Source organism: Jeotgalibacillus aurantiacus, assembly GCF_020595125.1.
GTDB classification, from domain to species: domain Bacteria; phylum Bacillota; class Bacilli; order Bacillales; family Jeotgalibacillaceae; genus Jeotgalibacillus; species Jeotgalibacillus aurantiacus.
Genome location: NZ_JACNMS010000003.1, coordinates 601,108 through 618,600, shown reverse-complemented (window position 1 = coordinate 618,600; position 17,493 = coordinate 601,108). Strand labels below are relative to the sequence as shown.

Below are 17,493 nucleotides of genomic sequence, written 5' to 3'. Positions count from 1 at the left end.
ACATCCGAGAAGCAAGCTTCTCTTCCGTTCGCTCGACTTGCATGTATTAGGCACGCCGCCAGCGTTCGTCCTGAGCCAGGATCAAACTCTCCGTAAAGTGTTTGAAAAGCTCATTGTCTTTTTTATTCGAAAAAGACTTAAAATCTTAAACGTTGACGTTTGGTTGTTTAGTTTTCAAGGTTCAATACTTCAGTAATAATGGAGCGGGTGATGAGAATCGAACTCACGACATCAGCTTGGAAGGCTGAGGTTTTACCACTAAACTACACCCGCGTGGTTTTTATATGAAAGTAATAATGGCGCGCCCGAGAGGAGTCGAACCCCTAACCTTTTGATCCGTAGTCAAACGCTCTATCCAATTGAGCTACGGGCGCTAACTTTTTGGTGCGGTCGAGAGGAGTCGAACCTCCACGGGATTTCTCCCACTAGGCCCTCAACCTAGCGCGTCTGCCATTCCGCCACGACCGCTCGTATTCGAGCGACAAAACTTATTATATCAATATATCATTTCGAAGTCAATTACTTTTTTCAAAAAGATTAATGCGGGTGGAGGGACTTGAACCCCCACGCCTTGCGGCACTAGATCCTAAGTCTAGCGTGTCTGCCAATTCCACCACACCCGCAAACAAAAAATAATGGTGAGCCATGAAGGACTCGAACCTTCGACCCTCTGATTAAAAGTCAGATGCTCTACCAACTGAGCTAATGGCTCGTGGCTGGGCTAGCTGGATTCGAACCAACGCATGACGGAGTCAAAGTCCGTTGCCTTACCGCTTGGCTATAGCCCAATCATCGAATGAATTAAATGGCGGTCCCGACCGGGATCGAACCGGCGATCTCCTGCGTGACAGGCAGGCATGTTAACCGCTACACCACGGGACCTAAAAAATGTTCTTGTATGAAAATGGTGACCCGTACGGGATTCGAACCCGTGTTACCGCCGTGAAAGGGCGGTGTCTTAACCACTTGACCAACGGGCCATGTTCTGGCGGAGAAGGAGGGATTTGAACCCTCGCGCCGCTTACGCGACCTACACCCTTAGCAGGGGCGCCTCTTCAGCCTCTTGAGTACTTCCCCATAAAAATGGCTCCACAGGTAGGACTCGAACCTACGACCGATCGGTTAACAGCCGATTGCTCTACCACTGAGCTACTGTGGAACAATATAAAATGTAGTTTTGTCAGCTAAGCTTATGTATGTTATTACTTGGCGTCTCTCTTGCCGACGTTTAATATCATAACAGAGATCAAAAACATAAGTCAACAACTTTTATAAAATAATTTTAAAAAGTTTTTTCGATCAGCTGCTCTGCTGAAAAAGCTAGTGAATGTAATTTATCACATTTAACCGCTTGTGTCAAAAGGAATCCAGCACTTCCGTCTATAAAAATAAAAGAGGATCCAGTTTCAAAGAACCGGATCCGATTATCTTTCTAACGTCTTAATGTATTGGAGCTTTCCGCCGCATTTACCGCAGACGTATTTTGCTGTATTGATTCTGCGCTTACGATGATAAGGCTGCTTACACACAGAGCACGCGTAGACCTTGAATGATTGCACTCTCTTCTTTAATTCAGATGGAAGCGGTGTGCAGAACCTTGGGGCTCCTACCTTCTTGATTAGCTCCCGGAAGTCACGGTCTTTGTGCTGATAGCCTCTCCCTTCTATATGAAGGTGATAGTGGGCCAGTTCATGTTTGATGATGCCGATCAGTTCATCCATACCGTGCTCATCCAGATACTTGTGATTCATTTCGATGTTATGGGAGTCGAGCATGTACCTCCCTCCCGTCGTTCTCAGTCGCTTGTTAAAATAAGCTTTATGCTTAAAGGTCCTTTGGAAATCATGTAGCGATATTTGTTGAGTCAGCTGTTGCAGTTCTTCGTTGTTCATGATTTTAGCTCCCGGATTAAAATAGGGAACCCGCTTATGCAGCGGATTCCCGTGGTCATTTAGATAAATAGGAAGATCAGTCCTACGAGTGGTGCCGTAATGACGAGCTGCATCGCGATCATGGAGAATGAACGGACCTGTCCTCTCGCTTCTGCCGGAACGTCCTGCTTCATTCTGATCAGGATTTGCACTGCACCAAATACAGTGGCCCCAACCATAATCACGATTGGAATGGCTGGAAATCCTTCCGATGGAGAGTCAAGTAAGACAAATGAAAGTACGATGATGACAATTGGGATAAGTTCAATCAGCATCGTTGAGAACATAAAACGGGTGATGACAGTACCGACCGTCATTCCCTGCTCCCCTCTCCCTTCAGCTGTTTTAACCATAGTGCCGAGATGTGCGATGTAGTTGAATGTAATGCCTAATGCAATGACTGCTGTACAGATTGCAATGATATATCCTAACATAGCGGTTCCTCCGATTCTTTTTTATGAAGTCTGATCTTTTGGCTGAAGCATGGTTAAGGCGATCCGGCCTTTTTTCACATCAACCTGTTCGATCCAGACAGTTACAACGTCACCCAGTGCGACAACGTCAAGCGGATGCTTAACAAATCCTTTTTTCAGCTTGGAAATATGGACAAGGCCATCCTGTTTTACACCAATGTCCACGAATGCCCCGAAATCGACTACGTTACGGACCGTCCCCTGAAGCTCCATGCCTGGTGACAGGTCTTCCATTTTCAGAACGTCCTGTTTAAGCAGCGGCTTATCGAGTTCATCACGCGGGTCACGTCCCGGGCGGATCAATGCTTCAATGATATCACGCATCGTGTGAATACCGATGTTTGTTTCTTCTGCCCATTGCTCCGGTGTTTTTTGAATGATGGCTTCTTTCAGTTCGTCTGATCCGATTGCTTTTTTCGTGAAGCCGGCGGAATCAAGCATTTTTTCTACGTCTTTATAATTTTCAGGGTGAATGGCGGTACGGTCCAGCGGATTTTTCCCTTCTGCAATCCGGAGGAAACCAATACACTGTTCATACGTTTTAGCACCTAAGCGCGGAATTTTCTTCAGCTGAGTACGGCTTTCGAATTTCCCTGCCTCATCCCTGGCTTTCACTATATTTTGCGCGACCGTTTTAGACAGTCCGGCTACATATTGAAGCAGTGATGGGGATGCCGTGTTGACGTTTACCCCTACTTTGTTAACCGCTGTTTCAACAACGAAGGTCAGAGATTCATTGAGTTTCTTCTGAGAAACATCGTGCTGGTACTGACCGACACCGACTGATTTCGGGTCGATTTTTACGAGCTCGGCAAGTGGATCCTGCAATCGTCTGGCAATGGAAACGGCACTTCGTTCTTCTACCTGAAGATCAGGGAATTCTTCTCTTGCCACGTCAGATGCAGAGTACACACTGGCACCCGCCTCGTTGACGATTAAATAATAGACTTCACGGTCAACCTGTTTTAATTGTTCTGCCACGAACTGTTCTGTTTCACGGGAAGCTGTTCCGTTTCCGATCGCAACAAGCTCAATCTCATAATCCTGCACGACTTTACGGAAAATAGCTGCCGCTTTTGATGGATCGCTTGTTGTGTGAGGATAGATCACCGCAATGTGCAGCATCTTCCCTGTTTCATCCACGACAGCAAGCTTACAGCCTGTTCGATAGGCAGGATCGACTCCAAGTACCTTTTTCCCTTTTAAAGGAGCCTGCAGAAGCAGGTTTTTCAGGTTTTCAGAGAAGATATGAATAGCCTGATTTTCCGCTTTTTCAGTAAGTTCGTTGCGGATTTCACGTTCGATCGATGGATGGATCAAGCGTTTGTAGCTGTCCTCCACGGCTGCTTCCACTTCTGCAGACAGCTGTGCGTTTGGATATTTGATTCTCTTTCTTTTCAATTCTGCCAGGATCTGCTCCTGGTCCGGCTGAATGGAAACACGGAGGATTTCTTCTTTTTCACCCCGGTTTAGCGCCAAAATACGGTGAGGCACAATTTTCGAAACCGGTTCCTCATATTCGTAATACATTTCGAAAACGCCTTTTTCATCAAGCTCCTGTTTCTTCACTTTGGAGACGATTTTCCCGTTGCGCATCGTCTGATTTCTTATGTACTCACGGATTTTCGCGTCATCTGCAATCATTTCAGCGATAATATCCTGCGCTCCGGCGATGGCATCTGCAGCAGTGTCCACACTTTTATCTTCTGAAATAAATTCAGCGGCTTTTGCTTCGATATTGTCTTCAGGTGACGCATGAAGCAGCCATTCAGCTAACGGCTCGAGCCCTTTTTCTTTGGCTTTTGTTGCACGCGTGCTCCGTTTTTGACGGTACGGTCTGTATAAATCCTCAATCGTCTGCAGTTTAACAGCAGCCGTAATGGAGGTTTTCAGTTCATCCGTCAGCTTGCCCTGCTCCTCAATTAAACGGAGGACCTCTTCTTTACGGTTTTCAAGGTTTAATAAATACTCCCATTTATCTGCGATGTCTTTAATCTGAACTTCATCAAGCGCACCCGTCATCTCTTTTCGGTAACGGGCGATGAAAGGAACTGTATTACCCTCATCTAAAAGCTGAATCACTTTTTCGATCTGCGGCGCCGAAATCGAAATCTCCTTCGACAAACGCCCAATCTGCTCTTTCCTCTGATCCAATTCACCCACAGCCTTTCAAATAAACTTCCTATAGATTGTAACACAGAAAAGCGGAGGCGGGCGTTTGGGGACGTACAAACTGGACCGGCCTCGACGAAGATAAAGGAAACACAGCGAACGGAGTGAGCTGATGTTGACTTATCGAACGAGAGGACGGGAAGTTTGCTAGTCCCTGCCCGCCGGAGCTGGACAATAGAAATGCGGAGGTGAGCGTTTAGCGGTGTATGCGCTGGACTGAAGCGCCGGAGATAAAGGAAACACGGTGAACGTAGTGAACCGATGTTGACTTATCGGACAGAGCTGAGGGAAGCGCACTAACCGCTGCGAACCGGAGCTGGACACAAAGAAAAGCGCAAGCGACTCGTTCAGCCCCGACAAGCATAAGGCGAAGATGAAAAGAGGGTTGCCTTTTACCCTCGTTCAGCTTTGACTTATGACCTCGAGGGGCTAGTCGCCGGAGCTGGACACAAAGAAAAGCGCAGGCGGGCGTTTGGGGAGGGGGCAGCTTGGTCACATTCTCCTCAAACTTGGACACTCTCGGGCTTCACTTGGTCACTTTCCACTCAAGCTTGGTCACTTTCCAACTCAACTCGGACACATTCCGCCCTAACTTGGACACTTTCAAGAAAAATCCCGACGAAGCCCGGGGGCTCTTCAAGAACTTAGGTAACCTAAAGTCTTTATGCTTGAAGCTGTGCTTGCGCGAGGTCATAGATGTTGCATTTGACGACTTTAATTGCTTATTAGACAACCTTTTTCTGTATATAGTGAGACAGCGTAATACGTAGCATTAGCTGACTCACCTCGCGGCTGCGGAAAGCGAAGGATCGAGTACCGCCCGGCTCTAAAAAACAAGCAATTCAACACAAACAAAAAAGACCACCCTGATCAAGGCAGTCTTCCAATGAGAAATGTTGTATCATCCGCATCTGACACAATGGAGTGCAGATACGATGAGATGTACTCGAGAGATTTTCCTCCCTGTAACAGCGGTCTCACTCTTGTAATTTGAAGTCCGTCTGAATGAAACAGGAATGAGGAACCTTCTTCGTAACGGAACCTTTGTGTTTTATATACCTGCGGCCGACCCGATAAATAGCCTGTGACCGGAAGCGGATAGGTAAGTTTGCCGTTTTCTGAATAGAAGTAGAAGCGGATGTTGCCCACGCAGCTGTAGACCACTTCTTTTGTGTCAAAAGTGATTTTTACGATGGCAACTGCGGCACCGCGTTTTTTGAGAAGTGACTTGTTACACAGTTCCATCAACCGGTCTACGTCTTCATCAGGATTTTTTTCGACGGTATCACAGACTGCTTTTGATGCTTCCTTTGCATATCTGCCACTGCCTAAGCCGTCAGCTAGCACACATAGAAAGTAGTCATCGGTGGCCAGCATATAATAGCTGTCGCCGCAGTCTGAACGTCCGTTTTTAGCATATTGCCCGACTTTTACACGTACCTGCTGGTGTTGGAGTGCTTCCATCATTCAAAGCCACCTGCGTGCTCATTCTCCTGCTGAATGGCATCACGGAGCTTTTTAATCGCTCTCCTTTGCAGCCTTGAAACGTGCATCTGGGAAATCCCCAGCATATCGCCTGCGTCTTTCTGGCTCAGGTTCTCCAGGTATGTAAACTGAATGATCTGCTTTTCACGATCAGTTAATACGTGGAGTACTTTTTCAAGAACAAGACGCTGATCGGTTTTTTCGTAGTTGTCATCCATGCTGCCAACGATATCAAGCAGTGTGACGGTGCTGCCATCAGAATCAGCTTCTATAGAGTGATCAACAGAGAGCGCCTGATAGCTCTTTCCCATCTCCATTGCTTCAAGTACTTCTTCTTCTGAAACTTCCAGATAGTCAGCAATTTCGTTCACTTTCGGGGAGCGCTGAAGTGTTGTTGTCAGTTCTTCAACAGCAGCCTTTATTTTAGGGCCTAATTCTTTAATTCTTCTCGGAACGTGGACGCTCCAGGTCTTATCACGTAAAAATCTTTTAATCTCACCAATAATCGTTGGAATCGCAAAGGCTTCGAAGCTTTTTCCAAATGCGTCATCATATCTGCGAATGGCACCGAGCAGACCGATCATGCCGACCTGAGCGATATCTTCGTGATAGGATTTGCCCTTTGAATACTTTCTGGCGATGGATTCCACCAGGTTGCGATAGTGCATGACCAGATTATGCTGGGCCTGCTCATCCTGCGTTTCCTGGTAGGCTTTGATCCATTCCAGTACTTCGTTTTTGCTCGGTTGATTAGGTTGAGATAGTTTTCGCATCCCTCTCCACCTGCTCTTCCTCAATATACTTTGTCATGAAGACCGTCACACCTTCCTTTTGACTGATCTTCACTTCGTCCATCAGGCTTTCGATCAGGTAAAGGCCAAGCCCCCCTTCACGAAGCATGTCGACAGGCGCATCCTCATTGTAAGGACCTACCTCTTCTTTCACTTTGACAAAATCAAAGCTTGATCCATGGTCAGCCACAATGACCTCCAGGCGGTCATGATATAGAGCGAATCCGACGACTACTTCGCCTTCATCATCGTCTGAATATGCATGCTGAACAGCGTTCGTAATCGCCTCACTGGAAGCGATTTTCAAGTCTTCGATATCATCGTACGTAAACCCCATCCTGCTCGCAATCCCGGAGATTGTCAGTCGGATGACGCCAACGTACTGAGCCTTGGCGGGGATCTTCATCTCAATATAATCAAATGGTTTCATCAGTCTATTCCACCTTTTACTTCGGGATTAATGTCCATGATGTCAGCTAGTCCCGTGATGTCGAAAAGACGCTTCAGACGGTCGGAAAGACCAATCAGCTGAAGGTGTCCTCCATTTGCTTTAATCCCTTTGAACAAGCCTACAAAAACACCGATTCCTGTACTGTCCATGTAGCTGACTTCAGATAGATCGGCAATCACAGTCAGGTTCTCCTGCTTTGTAAATGGCTCTGTTTTTTCGCGCAAAACAGGTGCAGTGTACGCATCAATTTCACCTGAAATGGCGATACGAACTAATTCGTCAGTCTGTTCGGTTGTTGTAACTGTAATGTTCATCCTTTTCCACCTCTTCTGATATCTGCACGGAATGTATTTGTAAACTACCCTAGTTCCGATTGATTAAAACGCATTCCGATATTATTTTGTCCGTTTCATAATGATTAACGTAAAATCGTCACGAAGCTGGAAATGCTGAAGTCGTTCCAGATCCCGGAAGATTTTATTGACGATTTCCTGAGGAGGAAGTTCAATATACTCGTTAATAAATGAAACAAGTGTGTCCCGTTCGATAAACCCTTCATCAGTTCTGCATTCTGTTACGCCATCAGACATCAAAATGATCATATCGCCAATCTCAACCTGTTGTTCATAGCGCCTGTACTTGGCATCTTTATCAACTCCGAGAAGCAGTCCCTTCGCTTCAAGGTCAAGGAATCTTTTTTCTTTATGCTGATAAAAAAAGCCGGGTTCGTGTCCGGCTGAAGCAAAATGAAGAATATGCCCCCGAAGCTCATACATGCCGTAAAACATAGTGATGAACATCGAGTCATCCACGTTCTGTTCCACCACTCTGTTCAGACTTTCCAGTACAGCACTCGGATCTTTCCGGTATTCCGGTAGGCTGTCCATGGCATATTTGATCATCGACATACACAATGCAGCCGGGATCCCTTTTCCGATTACGTCAGCGATTGCCACGTTAACCGAGTGATCCCCGTCATGCACGAAATGGAAATAGTCACCGTTCATCTGCTTGGCAGGAACGCTGAGTGCCCCGATTTCAAGACCGTCAACTGTCGGCACAGATGTACCCAGCAATGTTTCCTGAACGTTAGAGGCGATCTCCATTTCATTTTTCAATTCCTTTTGTGTATCCAACAGACTCTGGTGCTCACGGAAAGCAAATCCGTATGCGGTCATGACTTCAAGAAGGATATCAAAAGAATGCCAGACTTCCTCAGGGAGGTCGGGCATTAATTCCTGCATAACACTTTTTTGCACACTGATCACTTCTTCAGGTGGCATTTTTTTCTCAAGCGCCAGCCTGCTGAATTGCTGAGCAGCATAAAGAGCCTGCTCAGACTGATTTTGCATATATTCATTCAGGATTTCCATGTACTTTTTTTCCATCGATTGCTGCAAATTCATCTTCAATATGACCCTCCTAACGGAGCCATTTCGTCGCGCGGATATCTGTTCCTTCCCCTGGGTTTGAGTCGATGTTAAAATCATCCATTAACCGTCTCACTCCCGGAAGGCCAGCTCCAAGACCCCCTGATGTTGAAAAACCGTCTTCCATTACTTTGCGTATATCTGGAATTCCCGGACCGTCATCCAGTGCAATAATTCTTAGACCCGTTTTGCCGTTCTCACTTAATCGGTCAATACACAGCTGTCCCTGACCGGCATACAAATAAATATTTCGGGCAAGTTCACTGATGGCCGTTGTAATTCTAGCCTGATCCACGGTTCCAAATCCCAGCTCTTTCGCTACGTTTCTACCAAGCTGACGAGCAGCTACGATATCCCATTCGTTCAGAATGGTTACACAGGATTGGATTTCCATCTGGTCAGTCCCCCAATTCCTGTTGAAGTTTCTCTAAACCTTTTTCCAGGTCGAGGGCTGTCATAACGTCGTCCAGCCTGATGCCTAACTCTATTAATGTTATTGCCACTGCGGGCTGAATCCCTGTGATCACTACTTTCGCTCCCATTAACCTCGACATGTTTATCACATCACCGAGCACTTTGGCTATGAAAGAATCGATAAAATCAATGGAGGTAATATCAATTACGACGCCGCGTGCATTGGTTTCATGTATTTTCTTCAAAAGATCTTCCTGAAATTCCAGAGCTGTCTGATCATCCAGCTCCCATTGAATCGACACTAAAAGGCAATCTTTCAACTTCAAAATGGGAATTCTCACAGCCTATCCCTCCAATTCCACGATTTTTCGACCTGTCATCTCAAGCGCCAGCTCCATCCCTTTTTTCATCGTACTTGTGGTAATGAAGCGTTCCAGATCAATGCCGAGATTCACAATCGTCTGGGCAATTTCCGGACGGATTCCGACAAGCATGCACTTGGCTCCAACGAGTCTCACGGCTTCCGCAGCTTGAATGATATGGTGCGCGACCATTGTATCTACAACCGGTACACCCGTAATATCAATAAGTACGACTTCTGCACGATGATTGACGACTCCTTCAAGAAGGTTTTCCATCACAAGTCGTGCGCGTTCAGTATCAATTGTTCCGACAAGCGGCATGACAGAAATCTGGTCAACAACCGGAATGAGGGGAGCTGATAGTTCCTGAAGGGCCATCTTTTGGAGAGAAACGGTTTTTTCCCATGTGGAGGCGTATGTATGAATAATCTCGTTGGCCATGGGGGTCATCCATTTATCAAGGTGCTCAAGATATTCTCCTTCGCTTTCTTTTGTGATTGTCCCCTGTTCAATTAAGTCTTCATGAATGACATGGACAAATTCCCGTAAACCTTGAACGACAAGGGCGATCGGCCACCCAAGGCGAACAATTTTGTCAGAAAAGATCTGAAGCTTCTGCTGATATTCCTGATCTTTTTCCTGAATGTTCAGGAGAATGATTTCAAAGAATTCTGAGCTCGTTGCTTCAAACACATGCTCAGGCATTACTTCGATCACACGTTCTTTCGAGTCCTGGGCCAGCTGATTCTTCCAAAGGACTTCGAGCTCTTCTTTGCGCTCCTGTACGTGCGCAGTTATTTTATTAAACAAATTTCGTTCACCTCTATGCTCTGAAAATAGTACTCTTTTATTTATTACCTCTTATTATAGAGGAGTGCAGGGCAATGGTCTATCCAAAAGAAAAAAACGCTCCATTAAGAGCGTTTTCCACATTAGAGGTCTACTAAACCTAAGCTGATTTGAAGAGCCTCGTCTACCTTGTCCATCGTCTCGTCATCCAGATGGGTTATTTTATCTGTTAGTCGTTGTTTGTCTAATGTTCGGATCTGTTCCAGTAAAATAACTGAATCCCGTTCAAAACCATTACGTTTTGAGCTGATTTCAACGTGGGTAGGGAGTTTAGCTTTTTGAATTTGGGCGGTAATCGCCGCGACCACTACTGTGGGACTAAACCGATTTCCGATGTCGTTTTGGATGATGAGAACGGGGCGGACTCCACCTTGCTCTGAACCGACAACGGGAGATAGGTCAGCAAAAAATACGTCTCCACGCTTTACTATCAAAGCGTTATCCTCCGCTTACCAGTCGTTCAATGGTATGCTCCGCTTCGTACTCAGCCTGCAGCGCTTCTGAAGCCATTGACAGGTTGATTTTCGCCATCTCCATATAGCCCCTGCGCATTGCATCCTGTGTTTGTTTCTTCCGTCTGTCGCGAACATAAGCTTTCGTTGCACGGTAAATGCAATCACTGCAGCTTAAATCTTCCTGCTCGGCAAACGCTTCCAGTTCTGTAAGCAGTTGTTTTGGTAATCGTACCAAGATTTCTGATGTTGCGCTGGATTCCGACACAAACTACACCTCCACCATCAATGCATACCTATTTTGTCATTTCTTCTATTCTCTTGTTCATTCATCTTTCAAGTCCACGTTTATCTTATCACTTATTTCAGATCCTGAAAAGGTCTGTTCGCGAAGTTTCTGACAATTCTATACAGGTTCCGGTTATTTTAGTCCATTTAGCACAGAGGATATGCACCCGTTTTTCAGATAAACCCTCGGTACTCTCGCAGTCAGCAGACAGGCGGACTCATAATGGATCGTACCAGCGTAAGCCGCCACATCGTCCAGTAGAATCTCCTCTTCTCCCTGCCTCCCTACCAGTGTAACCATCGTACCGATTTTCAACTCATACGGCAGACGGATCATGCACTGATCCATGCATACTCTGCCGACAATTTCCGCACGCACACCATCCACAAGTACGTCAAAACCCTGCATATATCGGGTCCAGCCATCCGCATACCCGACAGGAAGTGTGCCGATCCACTCCTCATGCTCAGCAGTATAGGTTGCACCGTAGCTGATTTTCTGACCGGGTTTCATCTTTTTCACATGAACGAGCGTTGTTTTAAAAGAAAGCGCAGGCTTGAGCTGAAACGGCATCAAATCCTTGATTTCACCCGAAGGCACAAGACCGTACATGGATATACCAAAGCGAACCGCATTAAAAACCGAATCCTTCCGCAAAAGGGAAGCAGCACTGTTTGACGCGTGAATCAGAGCAGGTTTTGAATTGAATACAGACAGCATGTCAATAAACCGTTCGTGCTGTTCATCTGCATAGGACTGGTCCTGCTCGTCCGCAGTGGCAAAATGGGTAAAGACCCCTTCCAGGTTAAATGAATCGAGTGCCAATGCCAGCTCTTCAGCCCTCTGGATCTCTGAAGAGTCAGTGAAGCCCAGACGGCCCATTCCTGTGTCCAGTTTAAAATGAACGTTTAAAGGCGTTTTATCGACATACGGCACAGCCTGCTCCAGCCAGTCTGCTGAAAAAACAGTCGCACGGATGTTGTGTTCAGCGGCAAGCCCCGCATCTTCAGGGCGAACCGCTCCCATGATCAGGATCGGCACCTTAAACCCCTGTTTTCTGAGATAGATTGCCTCATCTAAAAATGCAACAGCAAGCCAGGTAGCACCAGCTTCAAGAGCAGCCTTGGCCACTTCCACATAGCCGTGTCCATAAGCATTCGCTTTCACCACAGCCATCACGACTTGCTCTTCACCAATATGCTTTAAAATTTGTTTTACATTATGCGTAATTGCATCCAGATCCACTTCAATCCATGTATCACGATGAAAATCTTTCATTGCAGACACCTTCTTTATAAAGCGGGAACAATCGCTGCTCCCGCAAAGATGTCGTTATTTTACCATAGAGCCCTGAACGGAGCGAGCGACATTCAGCATTTCTTCCTGCGTCAGGTCATTAGAAGCAAGCAGATAATTCACACCATTATAGCTCCACTCAACAGAACGCTCTGTCATTGCTCCAACGGCAAATCCGAGATCCGCCACCTCACCCGATGCTTCTGAAGTCGTCAGCATGACAGGAGCTGTCTCCAGTTTCTCCTGAATCAGCGTAAAGCTCTTTTCCCCTTCATACGTCAAGATGACCCGGCTTCCATTGTCTGTCGTCATCTCTTTTTCCTCTGTCAAAGCCGTCCCTTCAATCTCAACAGTCGGGTATAAAACAGCCCATTCCTGCTCCTCTTCACCATCTCCAAGGACCGGTGTCTCCACCATCGCACCCATCATGTTCTTCTCTACGTTGAAATCACTCTTATCAAAAGACACATCATAGCTGACATCCTTGAAAGCAAGGTCGATCTTCACATTGCCTTCCTGATCCTTCACCTGCACAGATCCCGGCGTCAGAGACTTTTTATCAAACACGACCTGCTGAAGCGGGAACATCGCCTGATGCTTGTACCTCGTTTTCGTATCAAAAATGTATTTGCCGTCCTTTTCAGTGAAGACCGCTTCCTTATCTTCCTGAATATCCTTAATTAAGGACTCCACTAAATACGCCTGGCTTCCATTTGCCGGCCAGTCACTTTGAAACCTGAAGCTCTTATTAAGCGCAGGTGTCAGGACAAACACACCCTCATCATTCCGGATAATCATCTGACTCTGCTTTTCCTCCGCATGCTTCAAATGAACCCGGTAAAAATGAGGCTTCTGATACCAGACCTCCACATCATACTCCTGTGGCTGCTCTCCCGTACTGAATGTCATCTTCGCTGTAGCCTTATACCCCTGCGACTCCTCCAACTTGTCCGACAAATCTTTCGCTGCCTCATCCTTCGTTTTCTCACCACAAGCCGCAAGCATCATCATCAGGCAGATTGCTATGAAACAGAGAGCAATTTTCTTCATGGTTTCCTCCCCTTCACTCATTACACGTTGTCCAACCGGTGCATTACGATTCTATGAAATGATGGGAAGGTGTATGACTTTTTTAAGGGACGGGTTTATTAAGGCGGATGAGTGGAGAGTTAAGTGCTTGATGGAAGAGTGGTGCTGCTTAGTTGTAGTGGGGAGAGTGAGGGGATTTAGCTGGTTTGATTGAAAAGCGTGAGTGCTACTTAGTTGCTGTGGAGAGGGTGAAGGAATTAAATTGGCTTAATTGAAAGGCGGAGTGCTACTTAGTTGTTATGGAGAGGGTGAAGGAATTGTTCACTGGAGTGAAGGAATCATGATGTTAATGTGATGGAATAAGCGAGACGATTGAAGGGATTATGACCGGCTGGAGGCTTAATGAGGGAATTTTTTTCCGGAAAGAAGGAATCATTTTCTCAAACGACTCAATTAATTTTTCAAAAGATGGAATCACCTACGCCAGTGAAGGAATTAAACAAATCGGGCTGAGTGATTGTTGGACGCGGCATCGGATGTGGCATCGCACTAGACTGTTCCGCGGCAAACAGTCTTTTCAACAAGAGAGACGGATCGATACAAAAGATTGTTGAAACATTTGAGATGAGTGATTGTTGGACGCGGCACCGGATGTGGCATCGCACTGGGCTGTTCCGCGGCAAACAGTCTTTATAGCAAAGGGACCGGATTGATACAAAAGATTGTTGAAACAGTACAATAAAAATTTGAAACGAGTGAATAATGGATGAGAACGTTACAAAAAATGTGGTCTGGGAAGTGAACGATACAATTATTTCCTGGAACAGTACAATACATTTTTCATTCGATTGAATATTTAACTGAAACAGTACAATAACTCACGACAACAGTACAATTCCGCACCGCACCTCCCCGTCGCCCGCTCCCACCGCCACACACAAAAAAGAAGACGGCTTCCTACAAGCCAGTCTCCTCTTTATTCTCAATCACGACCTGCGCAGCCGCGTATTCCTTTGTATGAGTGATGGTCACATGCACCTTTCCACAGCCGCTGTAGTGAATAAACGGCTTTCCTCTGTCATCCTTTTCAATGTAAATATCCTGAAAGGAGCACTCTTTTCCGATACCGGTTCCGAGTGCTTTGGCGAATGCTTCTTTGGCTGCAAATCGTCCGGCCAGAAATTCGATCCGTCGTCCACCTGTTAATTGTTCGAAACGCTCAAGCTCTTTTTCAGTCAAAACGCGTTCGGCTATTTTCGGCTGCCTGTCATATAATGCTGAGAGCCTGTTGATTTCAACGATATCTAAACCGATTCCATGAATCATCTTGTCACCTTTTTCGTATAAAATCCTGTATGATAAAAAGACACCGATCACAGGGAGGATTTTAATGTTTTCTCGTAATGAAAGTCTATCACAGTTTATCAGGTTATATCCTGTCATTTCATTTCTGGTGGCGGCAAATCTGCTGATTCATATTGCCACGCAAATCCCCGGGGAAATCGGCTTTACGACATTTTGGACACTTGCGGGTGTGAACGGTCTGATTGCACAGGGTGAGTACTGGCGGTTGATTTCGTCTGTGTTTGTCCATGCAGACTGGTGGCATCTGATTTTTAATATGTTTGCCCTGATTATTTTCTCTCCGGCTCTTGAGCGGATGATTGGTTCTTTCCAGTATGCGATCGTGTATACATTAGCCGGGCTGATCGCAAGTACGATGACCTTTGTTTTTCAGGGTCCGGCTTATACATCAGTTGGAGCAAGCGGAGCGATTTTTGGCGTATTTGGCTTATACGCAGCGATTTATTTTATTTACCGCGAACGTGCGCCGATGGAGATCCGCCAGGTCATGCTGCCGCTGATTATTATCAGTGTGATCATGACGTTTTTCGGAAACAACATCAACGTTATCGCGCATTTAGGCGGACTCGCAGCAGGATTTTTCATCGGAATGTTTATTTTCCAGTCTAAAAAAAGGACATAGAAAAAACGGGTATCCCTGAGGATATCCGTTTTTTTTATGTCTCCAATTCCCCAATGATCTCCCTTGCCTCCGGTTTTGAAACGGCTTCAGGGCGATACCAGTCCATCAGCGTTACCACGTCTTTTTTGTCCAAGTGCTCCACACTTGTCGAGCTGCCCCCAACATATGATTTGATGGTGGCTGTGATCGTGGCAACGTGACCTTTGCGCTGGAAATAGGTTTCGGTCCAGGTTACGGACTGAATACGCTTTTTCTTCATATAGACAATCTGCTTACTGATTCCCCTGAATCTCATTACCAGCTGGTCACCTGACAGGTTGTAGCCGGCTGTGCGGTATTGCATCCAGCCGAGCAAAATGGATAATGGGATCAGCGTAAGTGACAGCAATCCGATCGGGAAAAAGAACCAGGAAACCGGAATGATGACAAAAAGTGAGAAGAATATCTTCCAGAAAATATAGCGGAAGATCGATCTTGATGGCGCACCTTTAAAATCAACTTTCCACTCATAGTCAGGCAGAACCTCATGTAAAATCGGAATGGCTTCATTTTCCTTTATCATCGGCAGCAGCCTGATGGCATTTGAATCCTTTTCGAGTACTGACCCTCCCGCACTTTCAATCGTTACGGATGTGTAGCGGAACGGTTCGCGTATAATGTTCTGATCAAATCGGATGCCTTGAATTCTTTTTAAAGGAACGGTTGTCTGTTTCTTCTCAAGCAGTCCCCTTGTAATGACAAGGTCTTTATCAACCAGCCTCACAGTGAAGTCGGCATAGCGTAGAAAAGTCATCGCGACTGCAATAAGCCATGCGATGAAAAAGACGAGCACAATCAGGATACCGGCAAGTAAAATTCCGGCTTCCACAAACTCAATCAGTTCGTTAAAAACAGCTTCGTACGGAATAACCTCACTGAATTGCGAAAGAAAGATCAGCACACCACCGAGTACGACTCCCGCCCCTCCCGAAGTCGTTGCCATCACGATCAGATCTTTTGGCCTCATTTTATAAAGAACGCGGTCTTCCACATCCGGCTCTTCTACAACAGGCAGCTCAGGATCGAGCCCCTTGTCCCTCAGCTTCTTTTTCGCAGCCGCAATCATCCGGTTTAATTCATTCGCTTCTTCCTTCGTAATCGCAGTAAGAACCGCTTCTGAATCCATTTCAGCCGAAGAACCTGCTGTTTCCACTTTGATTTTCACGAGTTTAAACGGGCGATGGAAGATTCCTTCTGAATAATTCAGACTTTGAATACGTTCGAAGGGAATATAACGCTTCTTCTTCACCAAGAGCCCCTGCTCAATTCGAAGCTCTCCTTCTTCAATCCAGTATTTAAAACGCCACCATTGAATCAAACCCAAAAAGATCAGAAGAATGATCAGACCGGCTGTTACAAGAATTGGGACATAGTCCAGAATAGATCCGGTATCCCCTCTGCCATTAACAAAGAACAGAATGATAATCGGAATAATGGCTTCTCTTATCGCTTTTACAGAATTAATAACGGTCGTAATCGGGTGCAGTCTTTTTTCCTCAGACATCGTCTTCAGCCACCCTTGCCAGCGCCGAAATGGAATCTCTCAGTTCATCCGCTTCATTAATATCGAGTGCCGGAATCTGATGAACCGTTGCAGCTGTTGAAATGGAGATCGTTGCAAGCCGGTATTTACGCAAAATCGGCCCCTGCTCCGTATCAACGTGCTGCACCCGGACCATCGGCACAAGCGTACGCTTCACAATAAAGATTCCGTGCTGTAATTCAATTTCCTCTTCCCTTACTTCGTAACGCCACCTGCGCCACTTAAGCGTTGGAAATACATAAACAAATAAAATAATTTCTAAAATCGGAACTACTACTCCGCCCACAATAAACCAGACAGACCAGTCAAATAAAACAGCGAGCGTGATCACACCTGCTGCAATAATCGTCGTGATAATGGCAGAAATCCATCCGTAAAGCTTCCAGACAGTCAATGCCCGTTCGGAAATTCTCATCTTTGGTTCATTGCTTCCCATAATGTTCTCCCCATTCTGTTGTCTTCATTCATACTGTACCATACGTTTCATCACCGTTATACGT

19 protein-coding genes, 10 tRNA genes and 1 rRNA gene are annotated in these 17,493 nt (G+C 46.0%); 1 reads left to right on the top strand and 29 read right to left on the bottom strand.

Annotated features, from left to right (window positions below; genetic code table 11):
- The 27 genes from H7968_RS12825 to acpS all read right to left on the bottom strand — a co-directional run.
- Window positions 1-97, bottom strand: a 16S ribosomal RNA gene (locus H7968_RS12825); the annotation flags it as partial.
- Window positions 98-199: 102 nt separating this feature from the next.
- Window positions 200-273: transfer RNA gene (locus H7968_RS12820), tRNA-Gly, on the bottom strand.
- 24 nt (window positions 274-297) lie between these two features.
- Window positions 298-374, bottom strand: a tRNA-Arg gene (locus H7968_RS12815).
- Window positions 375-382: 8 nt separating this feature from the next.
- Window positions 383-468 (bottom strand) — tRNA-Leu (locus H7968_RS12810).
- A gap of 73 nt (window positions 469-541) precedes the next feature.
- Window positions 542-623 (bottom strand) — tRNA-Leu (locus H7968_RS12805).
- Between the two features lie 13 nt (window positions 624-636).
- Window positions 637-712 (bottom strand) — tRNA-Lys (locus H7968_RS12800).
- A 1-nt stretch (window position 713) separates the two neighbouring features.
- A tRNA-Gln gene (locus H7968_RS12795) sits at window positions 714-788 on the bottom strand.
- A gap of 18 nt (window positions 789-806) precedes the next feature.
- A tRNA-Asp gene (locus tag H7968_RS12790) sits at window positions 807-882 on the bottom strand.
- A 23-nt stretch (window positions 883-905) separates the two neighbouring features.
- Window positions 906-980 (bottom strand) — tRNA-Glu (locus tag H7968_RS12785).
- 6 nt (window positions 981-986) lie between these two features.
- A tRNA-Ser gene (locus H7968_RS12780) sits at window positions 987-1,077 on the bottom strand.
- Between the two features lie 7 nt (window positions 1,078-1,084).
- A tRNA-Asn gene (locus H7968_RS12775) sits at window positions 1,085-1,159 on the bottom strand.
- A 265-nt stretch (window positions 1,160-1,424) separates the two neighbouring features.
- Window positions 1,425-1,892: a SprT family protein gene (locus H7968_RS12770; RefSeq protein WP_227396516.1), complete on the bottom strand. Its 468-nt coding sequence runs from the start codon at window positions 1,890-1,892 to the stop codon at window positions 1,425-1,427.
- Window positions 1,893-1,951: 59 nt separating this feature from the next.
- Window positions 1,952-2,365, bottom strand: a complete 414-nt coding sequence (locus H7968_RS12765; RefSeq protein ID WP_227396515.1) for a hypothetical protein — start codon at window positions 2,363-2,365, stop codon at window positions 1,952-1,954.
- 21 nt (window positions 2,366-2,386) lie between these two features.
- Window positions 2,387-4,558 carry a Tex family protein gene (locus tag H7968_RS12760; protein ID WP_227396514.1) on the bottom strand — a complete coding sequence of 724 codons (2,172 nt, stop codon included), beginning with the start codon at window positions 4,556-4,558 and terminating at the stop codon, window positions 2,387-2,389.
- 888 nt (window positions 4,559-5,446) lie between these two features.
- The gene (locus tag H7968_RS12755; protein WP_227396513.1) at window positions 5,447-6,040 is read right to left on the bottom strand and encodes a PP2C family serine/threonine-protein phosphatase; all 594 of its coding nucleotides are present in this window, start codon (window positions 6,038-6,040) and stop codon (window positions 5,447-5,449) included.
- Window positions 6,040-6,834: an RNA polymerase sigma factor SigB gene (gene sigB, locus H7968_RS12750; protein ID WP_134375988.1), complete on the bottom strand. Its 795-nt coding sequence runs from the start codon at window positions 6,832-6,834 to the stop codon at window positions 6,040-6,042. The genes H7968_RS12755 and sigB overlap by 1 nt, the downstream gene beginning before the upstream one ends.
- Window positions 6,812-7,282: an anti-sigma B factor RsbW gene (gene rsbW, locus H7968_RS12745; protein WP_227396512.1), complete on the bottom strand. Its 471-nt coding sequence runs from the start codon at window positions 7,280-7,282 to the stop codon at window positions 6,812-6,814. Before rsbW ends, sigB begins: the two co-directional genes overlap by 23 nt.
- On the bottom strand, window positions 7,282-7,617 hold the full coding sequence (locus H7968_RS12740; protein WP_227396511.1) for an anti-sigma factor antagonist: 336 nt from the start codon (window positions 7,615-7,617) through the stop codon (window positions 7,282-7,284). Before H7968_RS12740 ends, rsbW begins: the two co-directional genes overlap by 1 nt.
- 81 nt (window positions 7,618-7,698) lie before the next feature.
- A complete protein-coding gene (locus H7968_RS12735; protein WP_227396542.1) occupies window positions 7,699-8,709 on the bottom strand; it encodes a PP2C family protein-serine/threonine phosphatase in 1,011 nt (336 codons plus the stop codon).
- 16 nt (window positions 8,710-8,725) lie between these two features.
- Window positions 8,726-9,127, bottom strand: coding sequence for an anti-sigma regulatory factor (locus H7968_RS12730; protein WP_134375991.1), 402 nt, complete (start codon window positions 9,125-9,127; stop codon window positions 8,726-8,728).
- A gap of 4 nt (window positions 9,128-9,131) precedes the next feature.
- Complete coding sequence (locus tag H7968_RS12725; RefSeq protein ID WP_134375992.1) at window positions 9,132-9,488, bottom strand: STAS domain-containing protein; 357 nt, start codon at window positions 9,486-9,488, stop codon at window positions 9,132-9,134.
- Between the two features lie 3 nt (window positions 9,489-9,491).
- Window positions 9,492-10,319 (bottom strand): STAS domain-containing protein, encoded by an 828-nt coding sequence (locus tag H7968_RS12720; protein WP_227396510.1) that lies wholly within the window; start codon window positions 10,317-10,319, stop codon window positions 9,492-9,494.
- Between the two features lie 122 nt (window positions 10,320-10,441).
- On the bottom strand, window positions 10,442-10,792 hold the full coding sequence (locus tag H7968_RS12715) for a type II toxin-antitoxin system PemK/MazF family toxin (RefSeq protein ID WP_134375994.1): 351 nt from the start codon (window positions 10,790-10,792) through the stop codon (window positions 10,442-10,444).
- A 4-nt stretch (window positions 10,793-10,796) separates the two neighbouring features.
- Window positions 10,797-11,078, bottom strand: coding sequence for a CopG family ribbon-helix-helix protein (locus H7968_RS12710; RefSeq protein WP_227396509.1), 282 nt, complete (start codon window positions 11,076-11,078; stop codon window positions 10,797-10,799).
- Between the two features lie 153 nt (window positions 11,079-11,231).
- A complete protein-coding gene (alr, locus tag H7968_RS12705; RefSeq protein ID WP_227396508.1) occupies window positions 11,232-12,377 on the bottom strand; it encodes an alanine racemase in 1,146 nt (381 codons plus the stop codon).
- 54 nt (window positions 12,378-12,431) lie between these two features.
- Window positions 12,432-13,445, bottom strand: coding sequence for a LolA family protein (locus H7968_RS12700; RefSeq protein WP_227396507.1), 1,014 nt, complete (start codon window positions 13,443-13,445; stop codon window positions 12,432-12,434).
- A 936-nt stretch (window positions 13,446-14,381) separates the two neighbouring features.
- Complete coding sequence (acpS, locus tag H7968_RS12695; RefSeq protein WP_227396506.1) at window positions 14,382-14,750, bottom strand: holo-ACP synthase; 369 nt, start codon at window positions 14,748-14,750, stop codon at window positions 14,382-14,384.
- Window positions 14,751-14,814: 64 nt separating this feature from the next.
- Here acpS and H7968_RS12690 point away from each other — a divergent pair, with 64 nt between their 5' ends.
- Window positions 14,815-15,411: a rhomboid family intramembrane serine protease gene (locus H7968_RS12690; RefSeq protein WP_227396505.1), complete on the top strand. Its 597-nt coding sequence runs from the start codon at window positions 14,815-14,817 to the stop codon at window positions 15,409-15,411.
- A 34-nt stretch (window positions 15,412-15,445) separates the two neighbouring features.
- Here H7968_RS12690 and H7968_RS12685 read toward each other — a convergent pair whose 3' ends face one another.
- Together H7968_RS12685 and H7968_RS12680 are read right to left on the bottom strand one after the other, a co-directional pair.
- Window positions 15,446-16,954, bottom strand: coding sequence for a PH domain-containing protein (locus H7968_RS12685; protein WP_227396504.1), 1,509 nt, complete (start codon window positions 16,952-16,954; stop codon window positions 15,446-15,448).
- The gene (locus tag H7968_RS12680) at window positions 16,947-17,429 is read right to left on the bottom strand and encodes a PH domain-containing protein (RefSeq protein WP_227396503.1); all 483 of its coding nucleotides are present in this window, start codon (window positions 17,427-17,429) and stop codon (window positions 16,947-16,949) included. The genes H7968_RS12685 and H7968_RS12680 overlap by 8 nt, the downstream gene beginning before the upstream one ends.
- Window positions 17,430-17,493: the final 64 nt, after the last annotated feature.

Coding starts and splice junctions, on each gene's coding strand:
- H7968_RS12770 (WP_227396516.1), bottom strand. CDS start 1,892: ATGAACAACGAAGAACTGCAACAGCTGACTCAACAAATATCGCTACAT.
- H7968_RS12765 (WP_227396515.1), bottom strand. CDS start 2,365: ATGTTAGGATATATCATTGCAATCTGTACAGCAGTCATTGCATTAGGC.
- H7968_RS12755 (WP_227396513.1), bottom strand. CDS start 6,040: ATGGAAGCACTCCAACACCAGCAGGTACGTGTAAAAGTCGGGCAATAT.
- sigB (WP_134375988.1), bottom strand. CDS start 6,834: ATGCGAAAACTATCTCAACCTAATCAACCGAGCAAAAACGAAGTACTG.
- rsbW (WP_227396512.1), bottom strand. CDS start 7,282: ATGAAACCATTTGATTATATTGAGATGAAGATCCCCGCCAAGGCTCAG.
- H7968_RS12740 (WP_227396511.1), bottom strand. CDS start 7,617: ATGAACATTACAGTTACAACAACCGAACAGACTGACGAATTAGTTCGT.
- H7968_RS12735 (WP_227396542.1), bottom strand. CDS start 8,709: ATGAATTTGCAGCAATCGATGGAAAAAAAGTACATGGAAATCCTGAAT.
- H7968_RS12730 (WP_134375991.1), bottom strand. CDS start 9,127: ATGGAAATCCAATCCTGTGTAACCATTCTGAACGAATGGGATATCGTA.
- alr (WP_227396508.1), bottom strand. CDS start 12,377: ATGAAAGATTTTCATCGTGATACATGGATTGAAGTGGATCTGGATGCA.
- H7968_RS12700 (WP_227396507.1), bottom strand. CDS start 13,445: ATGAAGAAAATTGCTCTCTGTTTCATAGCAATCTGCCTGATGATGATG.
- acpS (WP_227396506.1), bottom strand. CDS start 14,750: ATGATTCATGGAATCGGTTTAGATATCGTTGAAATCAACAGGCTCTCA.
- H7968_RS12690 (WP_227396505.1), top strand. CDS start 14,815: ATGTTTTCTCGTAATGAAAGTCTATCACAGTTTATCAGGTTATATCCT.
- H7968_RS12685 (WP_227396504.1), bottom strand. CDS start 16,954: ATGTCTGAGGAAAAAAGACTGCACCCGATTACGACCGTTATTAATTCT.
- H7968_RS12680 (WP_227396503.1), bottom strand. CDS start 17,429: ATGGGAAGCAATGAACCAAAGATGAGAATTTCCGAACGGGCATTGACT.